Here is a 19,143-nt window from a genome sequence, read left to right as displayed (position 1 = left end):
TAAAGTATTGTAGTATTTTATTAATGAATGTGTCTGGTAAATAATAAAAGGTTTTTACGAGAGAGGAGAATGGTTACTCTCTCTTTTTGATGTTTAAAGAAGGTCATGATGTAATTATGTAAAACTGTTGGTTTCGGGAATTATATTACTATTGGGTTTTTACAGGAGGGTTTTGATGAAGAAGAATAAAGAGATTTCCAGCCGGAAGCTACTTGGGGTTGCCGGGATGGGCTGGATGTTTGATGCGATGGATGTGGGGATGCTCTCCTTTATCATTGCTGCTTTAAGGGTAGATTGGGATCTGTCTGCCGCACAAATGGGCTGGATCGGCAGTGTTAATTCGATCGGGATGGCGGTCGGGGCTTTAGTCTTTGGGATTATGGCAGACCGAATTGGCCGGAAAAATGTTTTTATCATCACGCTGTTATTGTTTTCAGTAGGCAGTGGTGTTTCCGCATTTGCGACCTCATTAACGGTTTTTCTGTTATTAAGATTTGTCATTGGGATGGGTCTTGGAGGGGAACTTCCGGTTGCATCGACACTTGTATCTGAAACAGTGTCAGCAGATAAACGCGGAAGAGTGGTCGTCCTGTTAGAGAGCTTTTGGGCAGCAGGCTGGCTGTTATCAGCCATTATTTCTTATTTCATTATCCCGAGGTATGGTTGGGAGGTTGCCTTGTTAATTAGTGCTGCACCTGCCTTTTACGCCTTATATTTGCGTGTTGGTTTACCAGACTCCCCCCGCTACGAGGCCATTAAGCAAAAGGAGAAAATTTCTGCTTTTCAAAGTCTTGCCAAGTTGTGGTCGAGTGAATACCGCCGCCAGACGACGATGCTTTGGATTGTTTGGTTCTGTGTGGTTTTCTCCTATTATGGAATGTTTTTATGGCTGCCGAGTGTGATGGTGATGAAGGGCTTTAGTTTAATCAAAAGCTTTGAGTATGTCTTGATTATGACGTTAGCACAGCTGCCGGGTTACTTTACAGCGGCATGGGCGATTGAGAAGTTCGGGCGGAAGTTTGTATTAGTAGTTTATTTACTTGGAACAGCAGCTAGTGCCTATTTATTTGGGACAGCGGATACGACTGCATTATTAATGACCTCGGGAATCTTGTTATCCTTCTTTAACCTCGGGGCCTGGGGCGGATTGTACACCTACACTCCGGAACAGTATCCGACCGTTATCCGTGCTACTGGATCGGGAATGGCTGCTTCCTTCGGCCGTTTAGGCGGTGTCCTCGGTCCATTGCTGGTTGGATATATGGTAACTCAGAACCTGCCAATAGCTTCAATTTTTACGATCTTTTGCATAGCTATTCTAGTCGGGGCTTTTACCGTACTGTTCTTAGGAAAAGAAACAAAGAGTCAAGAATTAGCATAGTTTTTACAAAAAATAAGACGGGCGGCATTGAACTGCCGCACGTTTTTTTTACAAGGCGCTTGCGCTTTCTTACATTTCTGCCTTTTGATGCTCAGTATCTAGTTTGAATTGCTGGCGAAGCTTTGGCTGCAAGGCATGTTTGAATTTGGTTGCATATTCCTCATAAAGCTGCTCTAAACCAACCAATGCAAGGGAGAAGAAGTTTGCATAGTTCTTTTGTACCTCCCACTTCAATTCGTTCTTGCCGCAGATACTATATTTATTCAGCTCTTCAATTTCTTTTTGAATCTTAGCTAATTCTATTTGCTGTTCAGCTTCCGGAAGAGCAAGGACATGGTCAATTTTTTCGATATAGGCCTGAGATTTAATGATTTTCCCTTTGATTTCATCATAGCCTGCCTGATCGATGAGGCGGTATTTTAATTTAAAGTCGTTCAGCAATTGTGCAGAATCATAAGTTGAATTGACAATATCATCACGCGTCATCTGTTTGGTTTCATAGCTGAGCATATGCTTCCAAGAAGGCTGAGTAATGGCCTTGCGGTGGTCTTCAAGCGTATGACAGAACTTTTTATATCCATGCAGTTCTGGATTTTCAAAGGCTGGGCTTGCCGGGTCAAGGAAAGGTGCAAGCGGTGCAACAAAATAGAAAATCCTTGGGTCTTTATTACAAGCCAGGTGAATTTTTTCGCAGAAATCAATGTTCTCGATGGCACTTTGGTACGTTTGACCTGGTATGCCTGTCATAAAGAATAAATCGATTTTCTTAGCACCATGTCTTAATGCAAAGTTTAGCGTTTCAATCACTTTGGGATTTGTACAATTAAATTTACCGTTGTATCTTCTAATCTTTTCATCATGTGTTTCAAGGGTGATTTCAATGCTATACTTTGGACAGCTGTCATTCATCATTTGGAAGAACTCTTCGCCGGCATATTGGAATAATTCAAATACCATTTCGTTTTTAAGGTTTAGCTTTTTAAGACGGCTGAAAAACTCTTTTACATATTCACGGCCGCCCTGACGCAGGTCATGAAGGATAAAAATCGGTGCGCGGCTAAATCGTGAAATAAACTGAATGTCTTCCACCAGCTTTTCTGGTGATCTTAATGCAAGAGAACTTCTTCCGCAGTTTTGTTCATACGCATCCTTTGAACCGCCGCAAATCAGACAGTTTTGCGAGCAGCCTCTTGCTGTGAGTAAGGCTGTATTAGGGTATTGCAGCCAGCCATTGTAAGGGAGCGGGTCTAGGAAATTTCGATATTTAAACACAGAGCGGACGGTATAACGGTAACCTGGGACATCGATGTCATTTAAATCCTTTGGTACATAGGTAATCGGGTTATAGCCAACCTCTGATCCTTTCTTCCACGTTAAATTTGGAATATCAACATAATGCGTGTTGCCGACTTCTAATTTATTCATGAGCAGCAGCATCAGCTTTTCAGTTGAATCGCCTCTCATAACAAAATCAATAAAGGGATATTGAATTAATTCCTTATGATAGTAAGTAGCGGATAATCCGCCGAAAATCATCGGGGTATTAGGATGAAGCCTTTTAACGATTTTTGCAAGCTCGATACTGCCGTGTGCATGCGGAAGCCAGTGCAGGTCGATTCCAAATGCCCGCGTTTTAATTTTTCTTAGTTTTGCTTCAACATCAAAGTTCTCACTCATCAGCATTCTGTTTGCGATATTGATAATTTTAACGCGAAGTCCGTACCTTTCTAGGTAGTCAGCGATGCTGGTTAAGCCAATCGGGTACATTTCAAAAACCGGTGATGATGGTACAACATCACTAATAGGGCCTGCAAGCAGGGAATTCTTTCTAAAATCGTAAACGCTGGGTGCGTGTAAAAGGACTAAATCATATTTCATTCATAAGCCACCCTTTTCTATATCAGAATAATAATATTTATAGTATTTATTGTGAATAACTTCACATGTGTTTTTACCGAAATAACGATGACAAACTGGAAAATTGGTCAAATTCATTTCAGCTCTAATTGGAAACTTCTAACTATCTTTAGTTTACTATAATTAATGTTTGATAGAGTGACAAACGGGTGACAGTAATGTGGATATTCCGTGTAAATGCAGGTAGTTTGCAGAAGGGTTTTTCTAAGTAAGGCCCCCCTGGAAGGTTCATGAGGACCGAAAACAGGCTACCTCAGCAATTACGGTCCTCATGGAAGGTTCATGAAGCCCGAAAACAGGATTCCTAGCAATTAAAAGAATGTTTGTTAAAATAGAAACAAAAAAGGATGTTAAAAAATGGCACAGGTTAAAACAAATGCGCTACGAATTCTAGATGCAAAAAAGATCGCCCATGAGGTCATCACTTATGACCATAAGGATGGGAAAACAGATGGTATTTCCGTTGCAGGAAAAATTGGCAAGGATCCAAAGGAGGTCTATAAAACCCTTGTTGCGCAAGGGGCAAGCAAAGGTATATATGTGTTCGTTATTCCGGTAGAGGCTGAGCTGGATTTGAAAAGAGCGGCAAAAGCGGCAGGAGAAAAGAACGTCGAGATGATTTCGGTGAAGGATATTCAAAAATGGACGGGCTATATTCGCGGTGGCTGCTCTCCGATTGGAATGAAAAAGGAGTATAAGACGTTTATAGATGAAAGCTGCTTGGATATCAATGAAATGGTCGTGAGTGCAGGAAAAATAGGCGTACAAATGGTGTTGAAACCGGAGGACTTAATCTCCCTTTCCAAGGCGGAAACGGTCGTTATCTGCAAAAAATAACGAACTGCTGACTAGGCATTCACCTATAAAAGGCTGCTGCATATGATAGTGTGTAAAGAAATCTACCCATTTCAACAGTAATTAGCCAATAAAGGAGTGTTTGTCCAGTGGCAGGGAAAATAAAAAATTATTATGCTGGCGGCAATACAGCACGAGGTTTTCATAGCCTTTATGAATCGAATCTTCAAGGACTGGATCGTTTGTTTATTTTGAAGGGTGGACCGGGGACGGGAAAATCCTCGTTAATGAAAAAGGTCGGGGAAGAGTGGGTTAAAAAGGGCTATGATATTGAGTTTTTACACTGCTCATCAGATAATGAGTCGGTTGATGGGGTACTGATTCCCGCGCTAAAGGTGGGAATTGTTGATGGAACAGCGCCGCATGTCATTGAACCGAAAGCACCCGGAGCTGTGGAAGAGTATATTAACCTTGGGGAGGCGTGGGATGCCCGTAAGCTCTCAGCCCATAAAAAGGAGATTTATCGTTTAACAAATGCAATCAGCCATTCGTTTAAGCAAGCCTATTCCACCTTCAAAACAGCCTTGGATGTTCACGATGATTGGGAGAAAATCTACATTGATAACATGGATTTTGAAAAGGCTGACCAGCTGACGAAAAAGCTGATGGAGTCGTTCTTTGGAAAGATTAAATTAAATAAAGTGTCTGACGTCCGCCATCGTTTCCTAGGGGCTGCAACCCCAAAAGGTGCGGTCGATTTTGTCCCGAATTTGACGGAGGGTGTGGCAAAGCGCTATTTTATTAAGGGCCGCCCAGGATCCGGTAAATCCACCATGTTGAAAAAACTGGCTGCAGCTGCTGAAGCACGAGGAATCGATAGTGAAGTTTACCATTGCGGGTTTGACCCGAATAGTTTAGATATGGTTATTTTTAGAGAGCTCGGTATTGCGATTTTTGACAGTACAGCCCCGCATGAGTACTTCCCAAGCCGTGCTGGTGATGAAATCATTGATATGTATGAGCTGATCATCGCCCCAGGAACGGATGAGATTTATGCTGATCAAATTGCCCCGATTGCAGAGAGTTATAAGAAAAATATGAAGAAGGCGATTTCCTTTTTAGCAAAGGCAAAAGAGCTTCATGATGAGCTAGAAGCGATTTATGTTTCTGCGATGGACTTTTCAGTTGTTGAAAATATCCAGCAAAAAATAGCGGAAGAAATTAGGAGTTTAGGGGCAGTTAATAGTGGACAATAACAGGGAAGCAGGCTTTTCTAAATGAAAGCCTGCTTCTTTTTTTATTGATGTGGATTCGTTTTGCTCTGTTGGCTTTTTTGATTGCGTTTATTGCCTTTGCTATTATCGCCGCTGACAAATTCAGTAGAAAATTCCGCTTCGGCATGTCCTGCTGTGGGAGAATTTTGATTGTTACTGCCTTTATTATATTTCTTCGTCATGGATAAAAAGCTCCTTTCGTCCAAGCTAATCATAGTTTGGCATCCCTTAATTCGTTTATACATCTTTGATATCAAATACGATAAGGAGTAAACTGGAAGTATAAGGTAAATATAAGTAAGGGTGATTTTAGGTGGAGAAGATTAAACCGTTAATTACATTGTTTGAAGCGTACCGAAATGCAGAAAATGCAGAACCGATGGAAAGGTATATGAGAAATTTGTTTCCCTTTTTGGGAATTAAGACACCAGAAAGAAGAGCGCTTGTCCGAAAGTTTTTCAACGAGACAGGTATGTTAAAAGAACCCTTTAACAAAGAACTGGTTTTAGAGCTTTGGGAAAAAAATGAACGAGAATACCAATATACTGCGTTAGATTATATCGAAAAGTCATTGAAGAAATTAACAAAAGACGATCTGCCGTTCTTTGAAAAGTTAATTACGACTAAATCTTGGTGGGATACGGTGGATATGATCGCTCCAAAGGCAGTTGGTGAAATCGCCAGCAGGTCACCAGAGGTAATAGAGGAAACGATTGATGGCTGGGCGGTCGATGAGGACTTTTGGCTGAGAAGAGCCAGCATTCTTTTTCAATTAAAATATAAACAACGCACGAATGAAAAGCTGTTATATACGTACATATTACAAAATGCAGCTAGTAAGGAATTTTTTATCCAAAAGGCAATTGGCTGGGCACTTAGAGAGTATTCAAAGACAAATCCGCAGTCAGTTAAGCAGTTTATTTCCGGAAATCAGTTAGCTCCGCTCAGTGTCAGAGAAGGAAGCAAGTATATATCATAAGCAAAATGGCAAAAGAATTGAAACGAGCATGTTAGAATGTCAGTAAGAAATACATAGAAAAAGGGTGATCAGCATGATTAAATGTATCGCAACAGATATGGATGGGACATTATTAAATTCTCAGCAAAAAATTAGCGAAGAAAATAAACAGGCGATTTTAAAAGCGCAGGCACAGGGAATTGAAGTGGTCGTAGCAACAGGCCGTTCTTATCAGGAAGCTCAATTTGTTCTTAAAGAAGCTGAATTACATTGCCCGGTGATTGGGGTAAATGGCGCAGAGATACGCTCAAAAGAAGGTGAAGTGATTTCAACTACTCCGATCGATAAGCCATCAGCTAGGATGGCTGCTGAAAAGCTTATGGAAAAAGACATTTATTTCGAGGTGTACACGGACAAAGGGACATTTACAACCGATTTTGAAAGGGCAGTTTCCACGCTTGTTGATATTATTGTCAGCGCCAACCCTGAGGTCGATCGAGAGAAAATTATCGCTGCTGCAGAAGTAAGAGTAAGTGAAGGTTTAGTCTATGAGATCGAAGACTATGAGCTGCTATTTACTAACCCAGACCATCAAATTTACAAACTACTGGCTTTTTCCGAGGATTCAGATAGACGGCATGCAGCCGCTCGCTCTTTAGAAGAACTAGCCGACTTGGCCATTTCCAGTTCAGGTTTTGATAATATTGAAATTACACATAAGCAGGCACAAAAGGGAATTGCTCTTGAGCAGTTTGTAAAATCAAGAGGAATTGATTTATCTGAGACAATGGCAATTGGTGATAATTATAATGATGTCTCGATGCTTGAGCGGGCGGGCCGTGCTGTTGCCATGGGTAATGCTGGCTTTGAAATAAAATCATTATGTGACGTCATCACTGATACAAATGATGAGAACGGCGTGGGTAAAGCAATTCTAGAAGTGCTGTAGATTGGAAGAAAGGAAGAGAAGGATGAACAAAGTCAGTTCCATATTAATTTCGATCATTCTATTTCTCACCGGCTGCTCTTTAGTTGAAAAAGAAACGCAGCAGGAGGATGAAGCAATCGTTATTCAGCCAGAAATAGAAATTGTCGCTGAAAATTTACAGGTCCCTTGGTCAATTGAAAAAGTGAACCAGGTTTTCTATTTAACTGAACGAACCGGCAGTATCGTAAAGGTCGAAAATGGTAAAATGGAGCGTCAGCAGGTCAAGTTAGAAAAACCTTTGGCACAGGTAGCTGAAGCAGGATTGCTAGGCTTTGTTCTAAACCCTGATTTTCAAGAAAATCAAATGGCCTTTGCCTATTACACGTATTCGGATAATGAGCAGGACCAGTTTAATCGAGTGATTACGCTTAGGTTTGAAAGCAATAGGTGGGTGGAGAATGACATCCTCTTAGACAAGATCCCCAGTGCTGCGTATCATCATGGAGGAAGACTGAAGATTGGTCCTGATCAAAAACTCTATATTACCACTGGTGATGCAACGGTTCCGGAAAGGGCTCAAGATATCCATTCATTAAATGGTAAAATCCTTAGAATGAACTTCGACGGGACCATCCCCGATGATAATCCCTTTAAGAATTCCTATGTATATAGCTATGGACACCGTAACCCCCAAGGCTTAGTTTGGATGGATAAAACGCTTTTCTCAAGTGAGCATGGCCAGTCGGCACATGATGAAATTAACGAGATTAAACCAGGGGCAAATTACGGCTGGCCAGTCATTTCTGGTTCAGAAACGAAAGCTAGAATGGAGGCACCGCTTTTTCATTCTGGTGATGAAACGTGGGCACCTTCGGGTATGGCTGTCCTTAATGGGAAATTATACGTTGCTGCCTTGAGAGGAAACGCTGTTAGGGAGTATGACTTGGAGCAGAACACAACAAAGGCAGTGATTACTGGTTTAGGACGAATCCGTGACGTATTTGTCGACGGCGACTATTTATATTTTGTCAGCAACAACACAGACGGCAGGGGCAATCCTGACGAAAATGATGATAAATTGTACCGCGTCTATGCTAGTAATTTAAAATAGAAAAGCATGCTGCCAAAAGTGACAGCATGCTTTTTAGCTTTTTAATGCCAGGCCATGCAGGATGAATTGAATCGTCCGCTCTGTTTCCTGTTCATCGTCCCATTGATGCTCTGGCAAAAACAAATAACGGGCAAATAAGAAACCAAAAATGGTCGTTAATGCGAGTCTTGCGGCACTGGCTGAGGGCATTTCAATGATTTGCCCTTGGTTTTGGTATTGCTCGATAATCATCGTGAATCGTTCAAATGTCTTTTTTGCTACATGATCAAGAAATTGCTCCTTCAATTCAGGCTGGAAAGGGATTTCCTGAAGCATAATCTTTACGATTGGCAGGTTTCTTTTTAAAAAATCCCTTCGATTTTCCGTCACCGCTCTCAAAAAATCCTCTGCCTGCTCGAAAGGGGTGTTTAGTACTTTGTTTATGTCATGAATAATAAACGGAGCAAGGAGCTTTGCCATCATCGGGGATACGATTGACATTAAGAGCGCTTTTTTCGTTTTATAGTGGCGAAAAATGGTTCCTTCCGCGACGCCTGCTTTTTTCGCGATCTCACTTGTCGAGGTTGCGGCATATCCCTTTTCCGAAAACATTTCAATGGCAGCCATTAGAATTTTCTTTTGCTTATCCGTGAATTCATCCTCTTCATCAAAAAGCTGCTTGAGTAATTCTTCTTCCTTCATTATTACTGCTCCTTAAATTTTTCGGTATTTCTTTAAAGCTACTATATTTAATACGATAAACACAAGGGCAAAGCCCCATAATACGAGTAGTTCATTGAGGATATCGCTGAATCCAAGTCCCTTATACATAACGTCTACTAAAGCACCGCCGCCATAGTACATCGGCATCATTCGGGCAATCACCTGAAGCCATTCCGCCATTCCCTCCACCGGAAAAATCCCTGCGAAAAAGACCTGAGGAATAATGGCAATAGGGATGAACTGCATCATCTGGAACTCCGAGTTGGCGAAGGCGGATAATAAAATTCCAAGTGATAAAGCCACAAGAGCTAGTGTTAAGTTAATGACAATCACATTCCATAACGAGCCTATTAACATAATATCTAGGACCTTTACTGCATAGAAGACGACAATAATCGTTTGGATAATCGCAAAGAACCCGTACCCCATTAAATAGCCAAATACAAGATCTCGTCTTTGAATCGGCGTTGCCATAAGACGGTCGAGTGTACCGGTAGTTCGTTCCCTTAATAGGGCAATTCCTGAAATCAGAAAGACAAAGAAGAAGACAAAAAATCCAACTAAAATGGGGCTTAACTGATCAAAGAACACCGTGTCACTGCCACCATAAATATAAACTGTATCGATTTTGGGAGCTTGCATTGGCTCGATTTCTAATCCAGGAAGCTTCGTTTGCATGGACTTAATGAACTCCGTTAAATTCTCGGCTTGCTGTTGTGAGAGTGCCTGTTGAATTTTCATTTGCAATGCTTTTGTGGTCGAAGGGTTTGCATTTGTCAGTGTTAGTTCGAATTCTTCACCATTTATTTGCAGAAACCCATCTAACTCATCATTTAGCAGTATGCCTTCTAGGTTTGTGACCTGCTGATATTCTGTTATTTCGATTTCTTTGTCCGCTAATTGTTCGAGAAGGCTGTCATCTGCGGCATGAACGCCTAGTTTAGGAATGACGGTATTCGCAGCAAGTAAGTAATGAAGAAGAGTAAGGATGATTAACGGAGCGACCATCATTAATGCAAGTGCCCGTTTATCACGGAGCATTTGATGGAAGATTCGCTTGACTAAAGCTAGTACTCTCATTTGCGTTCACCTCCGGCCTGTAAAAACACCTCTTCTAAACTGGTAATCCCGTATTGATTTTTTAATTCTGCTGGAGTGCCGCTAATGAGGATGCTGCCGTCTCTAACCATCGCCAGCTGGTCACATTTTTCCGCTTCCTCCATCACATGGGTTGTAACCAATATCGTTTTTCCGGCAGCTCGTAAGCGGTAAAGCTCCTTCCAGATTGATAGCCGTAGTTCTGGGTCAATTCCTACAGTAGGCTCGTCGAGGATAAGAATTTCTGGATCCTGTATGAGGGCAACTGCAAGGGATAAACGGCGCTTCATCCCGCCAGAATAGGCCTGCACCCGCTTTTTGAGGTCGGCGGTAAGGTTGACAAGGTCAGCCGCATAGTGGATTCGTGTTTGCCGTTCTGCTTTTTTTAATGAAAAAAGCGAGGCAAAAAAGGCAAGATTTTCTTCACCGGTTAAATCATTGTAAAGGGCATCCGCTTGTGCCATATAGCCGATTCTTTGTAAGAGTTTGAGGTTCGGGACAGCTGTATTTAAAACTTTTACCTCTCCCTCCGAGGGGTGGTCCATCCCGACAATGATTTTTACTAATGTTGTTTTTCCTGCTCCGGACGGGCCGATTAAACCATAAATCTGTCCTTGTTCTACTGTGAAATGGATGTCTTTCAACACATCCGTTTTACCAAAGCGTTTATTAACATGACTGATCTTAATTGAAGCGGTCATAGAACTACCTCCATATGTGAGTGATTACTCACTTTTATTATAAATGATGGATTTCTTTGGTCAACAGAAAGTTTTGGACAATTTTCGAGTGGTTTTTTGAGGCATTTATGATTCAGATATCGGTTTGGACATTTATTTGGTGGTTTTGGTCATTTATTTGATGGTTTTGGACAAATTTTAAAGCCTTTTGGACTTTTAACCATTTTCTATAAAAAAGCATACCAGATAATGGGCCAGCTTCATTTCATAAAATGACAATGTGTTTTGGGTAACTGAAAAATGGTCAAGCAGAGGTTCTGCCTGACCATTTTTTTATTTGTTGAATTTGTAGGTCCAGAAGCGTTCGTTGTTGATCCAGGCCATCATTTGCGGGTCCAGGTTTTTTATTTTTTCGGTAACGTCACCAAACATTTGCTCAGTTTGTGAACGGTGTGCTTGGATTGCGGCAAGTTTTTTATCAGCAACAGGTGTAATGTTGTGAATAATGTCCGCCTCACCGAGCTCCTGCACGCAGTTGTTTGAAAAAGCTACACAGTGCAGCTTAGGCCTTGCGGCGGCGGGAAGCTTTTCTACTGCGCGGACCACAGCCGCGCCGGTCGCCTCGTGATCAGGATGGACGGAATAACCAGGATAAAAGGTAATGACAAGTGATGGATTTAGTTCTGTAATTAACGAACTCATCACATTGGATAATTCTTCATCATCTTCAAATTCAACGGTTTTATCCCGGTAGCCGAGCATGCGCAGGTCTTGAATTCCTAAGACACTGGCGGCTTCCAGTAATTCTTCTTTTCTAATTTTCGGGAGATTTTCTCTGTTTGTAAATGGGGGATTCCCCATGTTTCGTCCCATTTCACCGAGTGTTAAACAGGCATAAGTGACAGGGGTTCCATTTTTTACATGAGTGGCAATGGTCCCTGATACCCCGAAAGCTTCGTCATCCGGATGAGGGAAGACAACCAAAACATGACGTTCTTTTTCCATTTTCATTCTCCTTTCGGGTTTTTGCTTTCTTATTGTCCAGCTTCGCCTAGGGGCTTCCGCTTTTCTTATTCAAACGGCGTTCTGCTAAGCTGCAGTGCTACCGCCAGTTTACCTTTATTATCGTGGCCTGCCATTAATAAACGGTCCTGGTCATCCACTTCAAAATGGGTAAGTCCCTCAGCGTAAATCCAGCCTAGGTTGATTTTTAAACCAACTCGATAAGGATCTGTTCCAGTGACTTTTCCATGTTCATAGCGGACTAATGCATTACGAATGTGTGCACCTGCTGAAAAGAAGGTCTGGTCATGATGGGACGCATAGGCACCATTTGTTGTTTCGAGGTGGATATAGACATCCTGTTTGGCAAAACGGTCAATTTCTTTTTGGACGCTGTCTGTCCCTTTAATTGGCTCCAAAATTCTCCCTCCTTTCCGATAGTAGGGTTGTAAGTCTAGTGTAATTAATAATGTAACTATCATACTAAAATCAGTTGGAAAAAGCGAAAGCTCTGCCTTATTAGCTAAAAAATAGAGCCGAATGTTAAATTCGGCTCTACGGTTTGTTATTCGCAGTCGTCGCAGTATTCTGTTTTGCTTGTTGGGTTGCGGTAGGCGCCGTGCCAGGTTGGTCCTACGTATTCGTTCAGGCGGAAGCCTTCTTGAATAGCTGCCGTAATAAACTCCTTCGCTACGTCTACTGCTTCATATACAGAACTTCCTTTTGCAAGCTCTGCGGTGATCGCAGATGAGAAGGTACAGCCTGCACCGTGAGTATAGGTCGTATCTACTTTTTCTGTTTCGTAAATCCTGAATTCCTTGCCGTCATAAAGCAGGTCAATGGATTTTTCCTCTGATAGCAGCTTGCTGCCGCCTTTGATGACAACATATTTTGCACCTAGATCATGTATCTTTACGGCTGCTTCCTTCATGTCTTCTAATGTTTTAACTGGTCCAGTTTGAGCTAATTGTCCTGCTTCAAATAAATTTGGGGTCACTACCAATGCTCGGGGCAGTAATAGCTCGCGCATTGCATCGGCCGTATCTGGATTTAATACCTCATCCTCACCCTTACAAATCATAACCGGGTCAATGACTACTTTTTCTAACTTGTTTTCATCAATTACCCTTGCTGTTAATTCAATAATTTCCACCGTGCTAAGCATGCCGGTTTTCATCGCGTCAATCCCAACCGAAAGAATCGTCTCGATCTGGGTTGCAAGTGTATCAACAGAAATAGGGAAAACGTTATGGTGCCAATGGTTTTTTGGATCCATCGTTACGATCGTCGTTAATGCTGTCATTCCATATACTGAAAGCTCCTGGAAAGTCTTCAAATCAGCCTGAATCCCTGCACCGCCGCTCGTATCCGAACCAGCAATCGTCATAACCTTTCTAATCGTCATATATGTACTCCTCCTTGAAGAAATTAATAGAAAAAATCACTATTACTATTATAAATCAATCGACAAAATATAGTAGTTCATAGAAAAAGAACAATCGTTTTCTTTTTGTCAGAAAAATGACATTTAACAGTTACAACACTATATAAGTGCTTATTTGTGATAATTCTTACTTCCATGAAACGGCACACATCGTACGATGGTACTAAAGACGCAGAGAAATTGACTTATGTACTATTCTAGTGAAATCGCTTACAAAAAAACCAGAATCTATTATTAACACAGTGATTAACAACACAGTTCACAAAAAATCCACAATAATGACACAAAAAAAACTAGAGATATTCAATCCCACGTCACCAATAGATTTTGCAAAGAGAATAACATAGATATTGATTAAACATTAGTGTAATCATGTTTTAAAATGTGACAAATATCGCTGTGAGCAATCGTGCTCAGTTAATACAATGAAACACGAATTGTATTTTCCTAAAAAGGGGGAGAAACAATGTATCGCAAAGGCTGTCCTGATGAGTATCCGATTACCCTTGTTGTAAATGGATATGAAGTGGCTGTATTTCAATTAACCAAAGCAGATCTAGAAGATTGGGCCTATGGTTATATGTATTCCGAAGGGTTTATTCAGGAAGCGTCTGAAATTGACAACGTTACCATTAACGAAGAAATGGGAAGCATCCATGTTACCCTTCAAAACGGTTTTAATGAAGAGGAGATGTTCTCGAAGAAAAAGCATTACACCGCAGGCTGTGGCCGAGGAGTTACTTTTTTCTCGATGACGGATGTCAAAAGCTTTGAAAAAGTGTATTCGGGGCAAAGTCATAATCTCAGCTATCTGTTGAAGAAACGAAGTGAATTTGCACAAAATTCACCTTGGTACCTTGAAACCGGCGGAATGCATGGGGCCTGCATCGTTGATGAATCAGGTACTATCACCGTCCGCGAGGATATTGGACGACACAATGCCGTCGATAAGATTATTGGGTATGCACTCCGAAACGGTTTACAACCCGAAAGGTTAATTTTATTAACAACCGGAAGGGTTTCATATGAAATGCTCTCCAAAGCAGCAAAGTTTGGCTTTCCTGTAATTGGTTCAAGGACTGCAGCTACTAAGCAGGCAGTTCAGCTGGCCAAATATTTGAATATAGAAGTAATTGGTTATTTAAGAGGGAAAATGGCTAATATTTACACTTCAACAGGAAGAGTGCAGAACGATTTACTAGAGGCTGTAGAGATGCATTGAAAGGGGGAATAGAAAAAGTAAGCATTAGATAGAAAATGGGATGTTCTATTCATTACTGGGAAGGAGATAGAAAAATGGTTGAAATTAACTTAAACCGCAGGCAGTTTTTAAAATTGTCTGGTGCTACAGCGGTAACACTAGCTGTTGTGGAATTAGGCTTTAATGAAAATAAAGCTTATGCAAGCACCAAGGAATTTAAGATTGCCAAATCAACTGTAACACCAACCATTTGCTGCTTTTGCGGCGTTGGCTGTGGAATTCTAATTCATACTGTAGGCAATGATGTGGTTTATACGGAAGGGGATCCGGATAATCCAATCAACGAAGGTACACTTTGTAGTAAAGGTACAACCATCAGACAGTTATACACTTCTGAAAAACGTTTGACTAAACCGCTTTATCGTGCACCAGGCAGTGATAAATGGGAAGAAAAAGAATGGGAATGGATGTATGAAACCATTGCCAAACGTACGAAAGAAACTCGTGATAAAACATTTGTTGTTTCAGAAGATGGGATGACAGTAAATAAGACCGAGGCAATCGCAAGCCTTGGCGGAGCAGCTCTTGATAATGAAGAGACCTACCTGCTTTCTAAAATGATGAGAGGGCTTGGTGTCACTTACTTAGAGCACCAGGCACGAATATGACATAGCTCAACGGTTGCCGGTCTGGCACCTTCATTAGGTCGTGGAGCAATGACTAATAGTTGGAATGACGTGCAGTATACTGATTGTGCGTTGATTATGGGTGCAAACCCTGCGGAAAACCATCCAATCAGCTTTAGATGGTTAACAAAAGCGAAAGAGAATGGCGGAAAAATTATCAGTGTTGACCCTCGTTATACAAGAACATCGTCAATGTCTGATATTTATGCACCATTACGCTCTGGGACAGATATTCCGTTTATCGGTGGTATGATCAAATATGCACTTGATAATAATCTATACCACAAAGAGTATGTTGCTAATTATACAAATGCAAGTGCTATTGTGAAAGACAGCTATAAGTTTGAAGATGGCTTATTCTCAGGCTATGACGCTGATAAGCGTGCTTATGATAAGACAACGTGGGCATTTGAAAGAGATGACGAAGGAAAACTAGTAAAAGATTTCAGCTTAGAAAATCCAAGATCCGTTTTCCAATTAATGAAAAAGCACTATTCCCGTTATGATGTTGATACAGTCGTAAGTGTAACAGGAACTCCAAAAGAGGACTTGTTGAAGGTATATGAAGCGTTCTGTGCAACCGGTCAAGTAGGTAAAGCGGGAACCGTCATGTATGCAATGGGAACAACACAGCATACAGTTGGTACACAAAACGTGCGTGCGTTTGCGGTTATTCAGCTTCTATTAGGTAACATCGGTTTACCAGGCGGCGGACTTAACGCAATGCGCGGTGAATCAAACGTTCAAGGTTCAACAGATTTCGGATTATTATATGGAAACTTAACAGGTTATCTTGGTGCTCCTACATCAAAAGATCCTTTGAATGCTACACTAGCGGGGCACTTAAAAAAGGAAACGCCTAAAACAGGTTATTGGAGCAATAAACCGAAGTTTATCGTCAGCTTATTGAAAGCTTGGTATGGACAAAACGCAACAGCAGAAAATGAATTCTGCTATCAATACCTGCCAAAAGGCAATAAAAACTATTCACATATCAATCTATTTAAAGCCATGTACGATGGTACACTCGAAGGTACATTCCTATTTGGAACAAACCCAGTAGTCGGCGGGCCAAATTCAGGGAAAGAAAAAGAAGCACTTTCAAATTTAAAATGGTTAGTGGCTGTTGACCTTTGGGAAACAGAAACCTCAGCTTTCTGGCAAAAAGAAGCCGGAAGTGACCCATCTAAGATTAATACAGAAGTATTTTTACTCCCAGCAGCTTCTTCTTATGAGAAAGAAGGAAGTGTTTCAAACAGCTCTCGCTGGATGCAATACCGCTGGCAGGCAATTGCGCCTAAGGGAGATTCAAGGGCAGATCTTGAGATTATCCATGAGTTAATGACGAAAATAAAAGGTCTTTATAAAAACGAAGCTGGCACATCAGCAGCACCGATTAATGCACTTTCTTGGAATTACGGAGAAGGACATCATCCGGATATTGACCTTGTATGTAAAGAAATCAACGGTTATGACGTGAATACAGGTAAATTGATTGCCGGCTTTGGTAACTTGAAAGATGACGGATCAACCTGTAGTGGCAACTGGATCTACTGCGGATTCTATCCAGAAGAAGGTAAGAACCGTTCAAAAAATCGTGACAAAAAAGACACTGGTATGAGCTTATTTCTAAACTGGTCTTATGCGTGGCCAATGAACCGTCGCGTTCTTTACAACCGTGCTTCATGTGATCCAAGCGGTGTACCATATAACAAGGAAAAAGCAATTGTATGGTATGATGCGGCACAAGGTAAATGGACAGGACTTGACATTCCAGACTTTGTGGCAGCAAGAAAACCAGGAGATGCAGGTTTTGAAGATCCATTCATTATGATGAATGACGGTTTGGGCGGACTATTTACACCAACATTAAATGATGGCCCGTTCCCAGAACACTATGAGCCATTTGAAAGCCCGATTAAGAACCCATTCTCCAGCCAAGAAATTAACCCGGCTATTCAACTTTTTGATGGCAAATTCAATGAGCGCGGCTTCAAGGCAGACTTCCCGATTGTAGCTACTACCTACCGGGTAAGTGAGCACTGGCAGTCCGGAACGATGACACGGAACCAAGAATGGCTATCAGAACTTGTACCGCATATGTATATTGAAATCAGCGAAGAGCTGGCAAAAGAAAAAGGGATTAAGAACAAAGATGAAGTGATGGTCAGCTCTGCTCGCGGCGAGGTAAAAGCATACGCGATGGTGACAAAACGCTTTAAGCCTTATAAGATTGAAGGCAAAGTTGTTCATCAAATCGGAATGCCATGGCATTTTGGTTATAAAGGAATCGCAACTGGGGATACAGCAAATCGCCTGACGCCTCATATCGGGGATGCAAATACAACAATTCCTGAATATAAGGCATTCCTCTGTAACGTAAGGAGGGCTGACTAATGGCTACTGAATATGTAAAATTTGTTGACGTAACCAAGTGTGATGGCTGCCGTGCCTGTATGGTAGCTTGTAAAAACTGGAATGATCTTCCGGCAGAGCCGCAGGATTTCCTTGGCAGTGCCCAATCACATGCAAAAACAACTGCTGATACTTGGAATGTATTGCAATACATCGAGCATGAAAATTCAAACGGTAACCTTGATTACCTATTCCGTCACTCTGCCTGCTTCCATTGTGCTGATGCAGCTTGTGAGAAGGTTTGCCCTGAAAATGCCATTAGTTACACAGAATTTGGTACAGTTGTCATTGACCATGAGAAATGTGTCGGCTGTGGCTATTGTGTAAATAACTGTCCGTTTGAAGTTATTTCCCTCAAGGAATATATTGATAAAAATGGCGGTACGTACAAAAAAGCAAACAAATGTACAATGTGTACAGATCGACTTGAAGAGGGCTTACAGCCTGCTTGCGTTACCACTTGTCATACAGGTGCAATGGAGTTTGGCGATAAAGCAGCGATGATTAAAAAGGCTGAAGAGCGTGTAAGTCAAATCAAAGACCGTTATCCAAATGCGCAGATTTATAATCCGCAAGGTGTTGGCGGAACTCATACTGTTTACGTTCTTGCAGAAAAGCCATCAGTATACGGATTGCCTGAAAATCCTAAAGTTCCTACATCTGCGGTTCTTTGGAAGGATTATGCACAGCCGCTTGGTAAAATGATGATTGGTGCAACAACAATGGCTGTTGTTGGAGCCTTCATCACAAACACAATCATTAGTAAGACGAAAAAAGGTAACGAAGACGGAGGTGACCACCATGAGTAAGCCTCAAAAGTCCACAGTGAAGGTAAGACGTTTTTCTAAGGCCTTTGTTTGGGCACATGCGATTAACGCAATTTCATTCTTTGCTTTGTATATTACAGCACTGCCTATGTATACTGAGTTCTTTAACTGGCTTTATCCTGTTCTAGGCGGTCCTGAAGGCGCACGTCTACTGCACAGAATATTCGCGGTAATCTTTATCCTGCCAACGTTTATCTGGGTAATCTTTGATTATAAAGGCTTCAAGCTATGGTTGAAGGAGCTTGTCACTTGGAAGAAGCGTGACATTCAGTTCTTTACTGAATTCGTTAAAGAGCTTTTCGGTTTCAATTTCAAGCATGTAAAACAAACATTCTTCAATGCAGGTGAGAAGATTAACTCGATAATTCAAATCATTACAGCAATCATGATTATTGGTTCAGGCTTCCCAATGTGGTTCCCGCAAGTTTTCCCGAGAGCTGTAGTACAATGGGGATACTTCTTCCATAACGTAGGCTTTGGACTAGCAATTGCCGTTATCGTTGGACATATCTATCTGAGCGTTGTTCATAAGAACTCTCGTCCAGGGTACTCTGGAGTGGTTACAGGTGAAGTTCCAGCATGGTGGGCAAAAGAACACTACACAGAATGGTACGAAGAAGAAGTCAAAAAAGGCAACTTCCCTAACCTAGACGACCCAAGCAAAAAGAAGAAAAAAGGCGCGTAATACGAAAAGCGGAAGCCCCTAGGCGCTGGAGCTGGACAT

The 19,143-nt window shown here is 41.5% G+C and carries 18 protein-coding genes and 1 pseudogene; 11 read left to right on the top strand and 8 right to left on the bottom strand.

Annotated features, from left to right (window positions below):
• Nucleotides 1-175 precede the first annotated feature (175 nt).
• A complete protein-coding gene (locus tag BTR25_RS05310; protein WP_254842631.1) occupies nucleotides 176-1,381 on the top strand; it encodes an MFS transporter in 1,206 nt (401 codons plus the stop codon).
• 69 nt (nucleotides 1,382-1,450) lie between these two features.
• Here the strand turns inward: BTR25_RS05310 and BTR25_RS05305 are convergent, their stop codons facing one another.
• Nucleotides 1,451-3,259 carry a TIGR04190 family B12-binding domain/radical SAM domain protein gene (locus BTR25_RS05305; RefSeq protein WP_075686865.1) on the bottom strand — a complete coding sequence of 603 codons (1,809 nt, stop codon included), beginning with the start codon at nucleotides 3,257-3,259 and terminating at the stop codon, nucleotides 1,451-1,453.
• Nucleotides 3,260-3,655: 396 nt separating this feature from the next.
• Here BTR25_RS05305 and ybaK point away from each other — a divergent pair, with 396 nt between their 5' ends.
• Nucleotides 3,656-4,135, top strand: coding sequence for a Cys-tRNA(Pro) deacylase (ybaK, locus tag BTR25_RS05300; protein ID WP_075686864.1), 480 nt, complete (start codon nucleotides 3,656-3,658; stop codon nucleotides 4,133-4,135).
• Nucleotides 4,136-4,242: 107 nt separating this feature from the next.
• Nucleotides 4,243-5,349 carry a PRK06851 family protein gene (locus BTR25_RS05295; protein ID WP_075686862.1) on the top strand — a complete coding sequence of 369 codons (1,107 nt, stop codon included), beginning with the start codon at nucleotides 4,243-4,245 and terminating at the stop codon, nucleotides 5,347-5,349.
• A gap of 41 nt (nucleotides 5,350-5,390) precedes the next feature.
• Here the strand turns inward: BTR25_RS05295 and BTR25_RS27425 are convergent, their stop codons facing one another.
• Nucleotides 5,391-5,549, bottom strand: a complete 159-nt coding sequence (locus tag BTR25_RS27425; protein WP_175596702.1) for a hypothetical protein — start codon at nucleotides 5,547-5,549, stop codon at nucleotides 5,391-5,393.
• A 131-nt stretch (nucleotides 5,550-5,680) separates the two neighbouring features.
• On the opposite strand from BTR25_RS27425, the gene BTR25_RS05290 reads away from it, so the two are divergent.
• The 3 genes from BTR25_RS05290 (at nucleotide 5,681) to BTR25_RS05280 (ending at nucleotide 8,364) form a co-directional block, all read left to right on the top strand.
• Complete coding sequence (locus BTR25_RS05290; RefSeq protein ID WP_075686860.1) at nucleotides 5,681-6,346, top strand: DNA alkylation repair protein; 666 nt, start codon at nucleotides 5,681-5,683, stop codon at nucleotides 6,344-6,346.
• Nucleotides 6,347-6,419: 73 nt separating this feature from the next.
• Complete coding sequence (locus BTR25_RS05285; RefSeq protein WP_075686858.1) at nucleotides 6,420-7,274, top strand: Cof-type HAD-IIB family hydrolase; 855 nt, start codon at nucleotides 6,420-6,422, stop codon at nucleotides 7,272-7,274.
• 22 nt (nucleotides 7,275-7,296) lie between these two features.
• Complete coding sequence (locus BTR25_RS05280; RefSeq protein ID WP_075686856.1) at nucleotides 7,297-8,364, top strand: PQQ-dependent sugar dehydrogenase; 1,068 nt, start codon at nucleotides 7,297-7,299, stop codon at nucleotides 8,362-8,364.
• A gap of 33 nt (nucleotides 8,365-8,397) precedes the next feature.
• On the opposite strand, the gene BTR25_RS05275 is transcribed toward BTR25_RS05280, so the two are convergent.
• The 6 genes from BTR25_RS05275 to pdxK form a co-directional block, all read right to left on the bottom strand.
• Nucleotides 8,398-9,048, bottom strand: a complete 651-nt coding sequence (locus tag BTR25_RS05275) for a TetR/AcrR family transcriptional regulator (RefSeq protein ID WP_083652243.1) — start codon at nucleotides 9,046-9,048, stop codon at nucleotides 8,398-8,400.
• 9 nt (nucleotides 9,049-9,057) lie between these two features.
• Nucleotides 9,058-10,146, bottom strand: a complete 1,089-nt coding sequence (locus tag BTR25_RS05270; RefSeq protein WP_075686852.1) for an ABC transporter permease — start codon at nucleotides 10,144-10,146, stop codon at nucleotides 9,058-9,060.
• Entirely contained in the window at nucleotides 10,143-10,865 is a 723-nt protein-coding gene (locus tag BTR25_RS05265) for an ABC transporter ATP-binding protein (RefSeq protein ID WP_075686850.1), read from the bottom strand. The genes BTR25_RS05270 and BTR25_RS05265 overlap by 4 nt, the downstream gene beginning before the upstream one ends.
• A gap of 312 nt (nucleotides 10,866-11,177) precedes the next feature.
• On the bottom strand, nucleotides 11,178-11,849 hold the full coding sequence (bshB2, locus tag BTR25_RS05260; protein ID WP_075686848.1) for a bacillithiol biosynthesis deacetylase BshB2: 672 nt from the start codon (nucleotides 11,847-11,849) through the stop codon (nucleotides 11,178-11,180).
• 65 nt (nucleotides 11,850-11,914) lie between these two features.
• On the bottom strand, nucleotides 11,915-12,265 hold the full coding sequence (locus BTR25_RS05255; protein WP_075686846.1) for a YojF family protein: 351 nt from the start codon (nucleotides 12,263-12,265) through the stop codon (nucleotides 11,915-11,917).
• A 146-nt stretch (nucleotides 12,266-12,411) separates the two neighbouring features.
• Nucleotides 12,412-13,251 carry a pyridoxine/pyridoxal/pyridoxamine kinase gene (pdxK, locus tag BTR25_RS05250; protein WP_075686844.1) on the bottom strand — a complete coding sequence of 280 codons (840 nt, stop codon included), beginning with the start codon at nucleotides 13,249-13,251 and terminating at the stop codon, nucleotides 12,412-12,414.
• Nucleotides 13,252-13,756: 505 nt separating this feature from the next.
• Between pdxK and fdhD the strand changes: the two genes are divergently transcribed.
• From fdhD to BTR25_RS05230, 5 genes and pseudogenes are all read left to right on the top strand, one after another.
• Nucleotides 13,757-14,512 (top strand): formate dehydrogenase accessory sulfurtransferase FdhD, encoded by a 756-nt coding sequence (gene fdhD / locus BTR25_RS05245; RefSeq protein WP_075686842.1) that lies wholly within the window; start codon nucleotides 13,757-13,759, stop codon nucleotides 14,510-14,512.
• Nucleotides 14,513-14,586: 74 nt separating this feature from the next.
• Entirely contained in the window at nucleotides 14,587-15,159 is a 573-nt protein-coding gene (locus tag BTR25_RS28745) for a twin-arginine translocation signal domain-containing protein (protein ID WP_483295233.1), read from the top strand.
• Between the two features lie 12 nt (nucleotides 15,160-15,171).
• A pseudogene (gene fdnG, locus BTR25_RS05240) lies at nucleotides 15,172-17,574 on the top strand (formate dehydrogenase-N subunit alpha); the annotation flags it as partial.
• A complete protein-coding gene (locus BTR25_RS05235) occupies nucleotides 17,574-18,401 on the top strand; it encodes a 4Fe-4S dicluster domain-containing protein (protein ID WP_075686840.1) in 828 nt (275 codons plus the stop codon). The pseudogene fdnG and the gene BTR25_RS05235, both read left to right, overlap by 1 nt.
• A complete protein-coding gene (locus tag BTR25_RS05230; protein WP_075686838.1) occupies nucleotides 18,394-19,104 on the top strand; it encodes a formate dehydrogenase subunit gamma in 711 nt (236 codons plus the stop codon). The genes BTR25_RS05235 and BTR25_RS05230 overlap by 8 nt, the downstream gene beginning before the upstream one ends.
• The last annotated feature ends 39 nt before the right edge of the window (nucleotides 19,105-19,143 follow it).

Origin of the sequence: Bacillus sp. MRMR6, from assembly GCF_001940785.1 — a bacterium.
In the GTDB taxonomy this organism is placed as follows: Bacteria; Bacillota; Bacilli; order Bacillales; family Cytobacillaceae; genus Neobacillus.
Note: the sequence above shows the minus strand (reverse complement) of the source record. Positions and strands in the feature narration are given on the sequence as shown.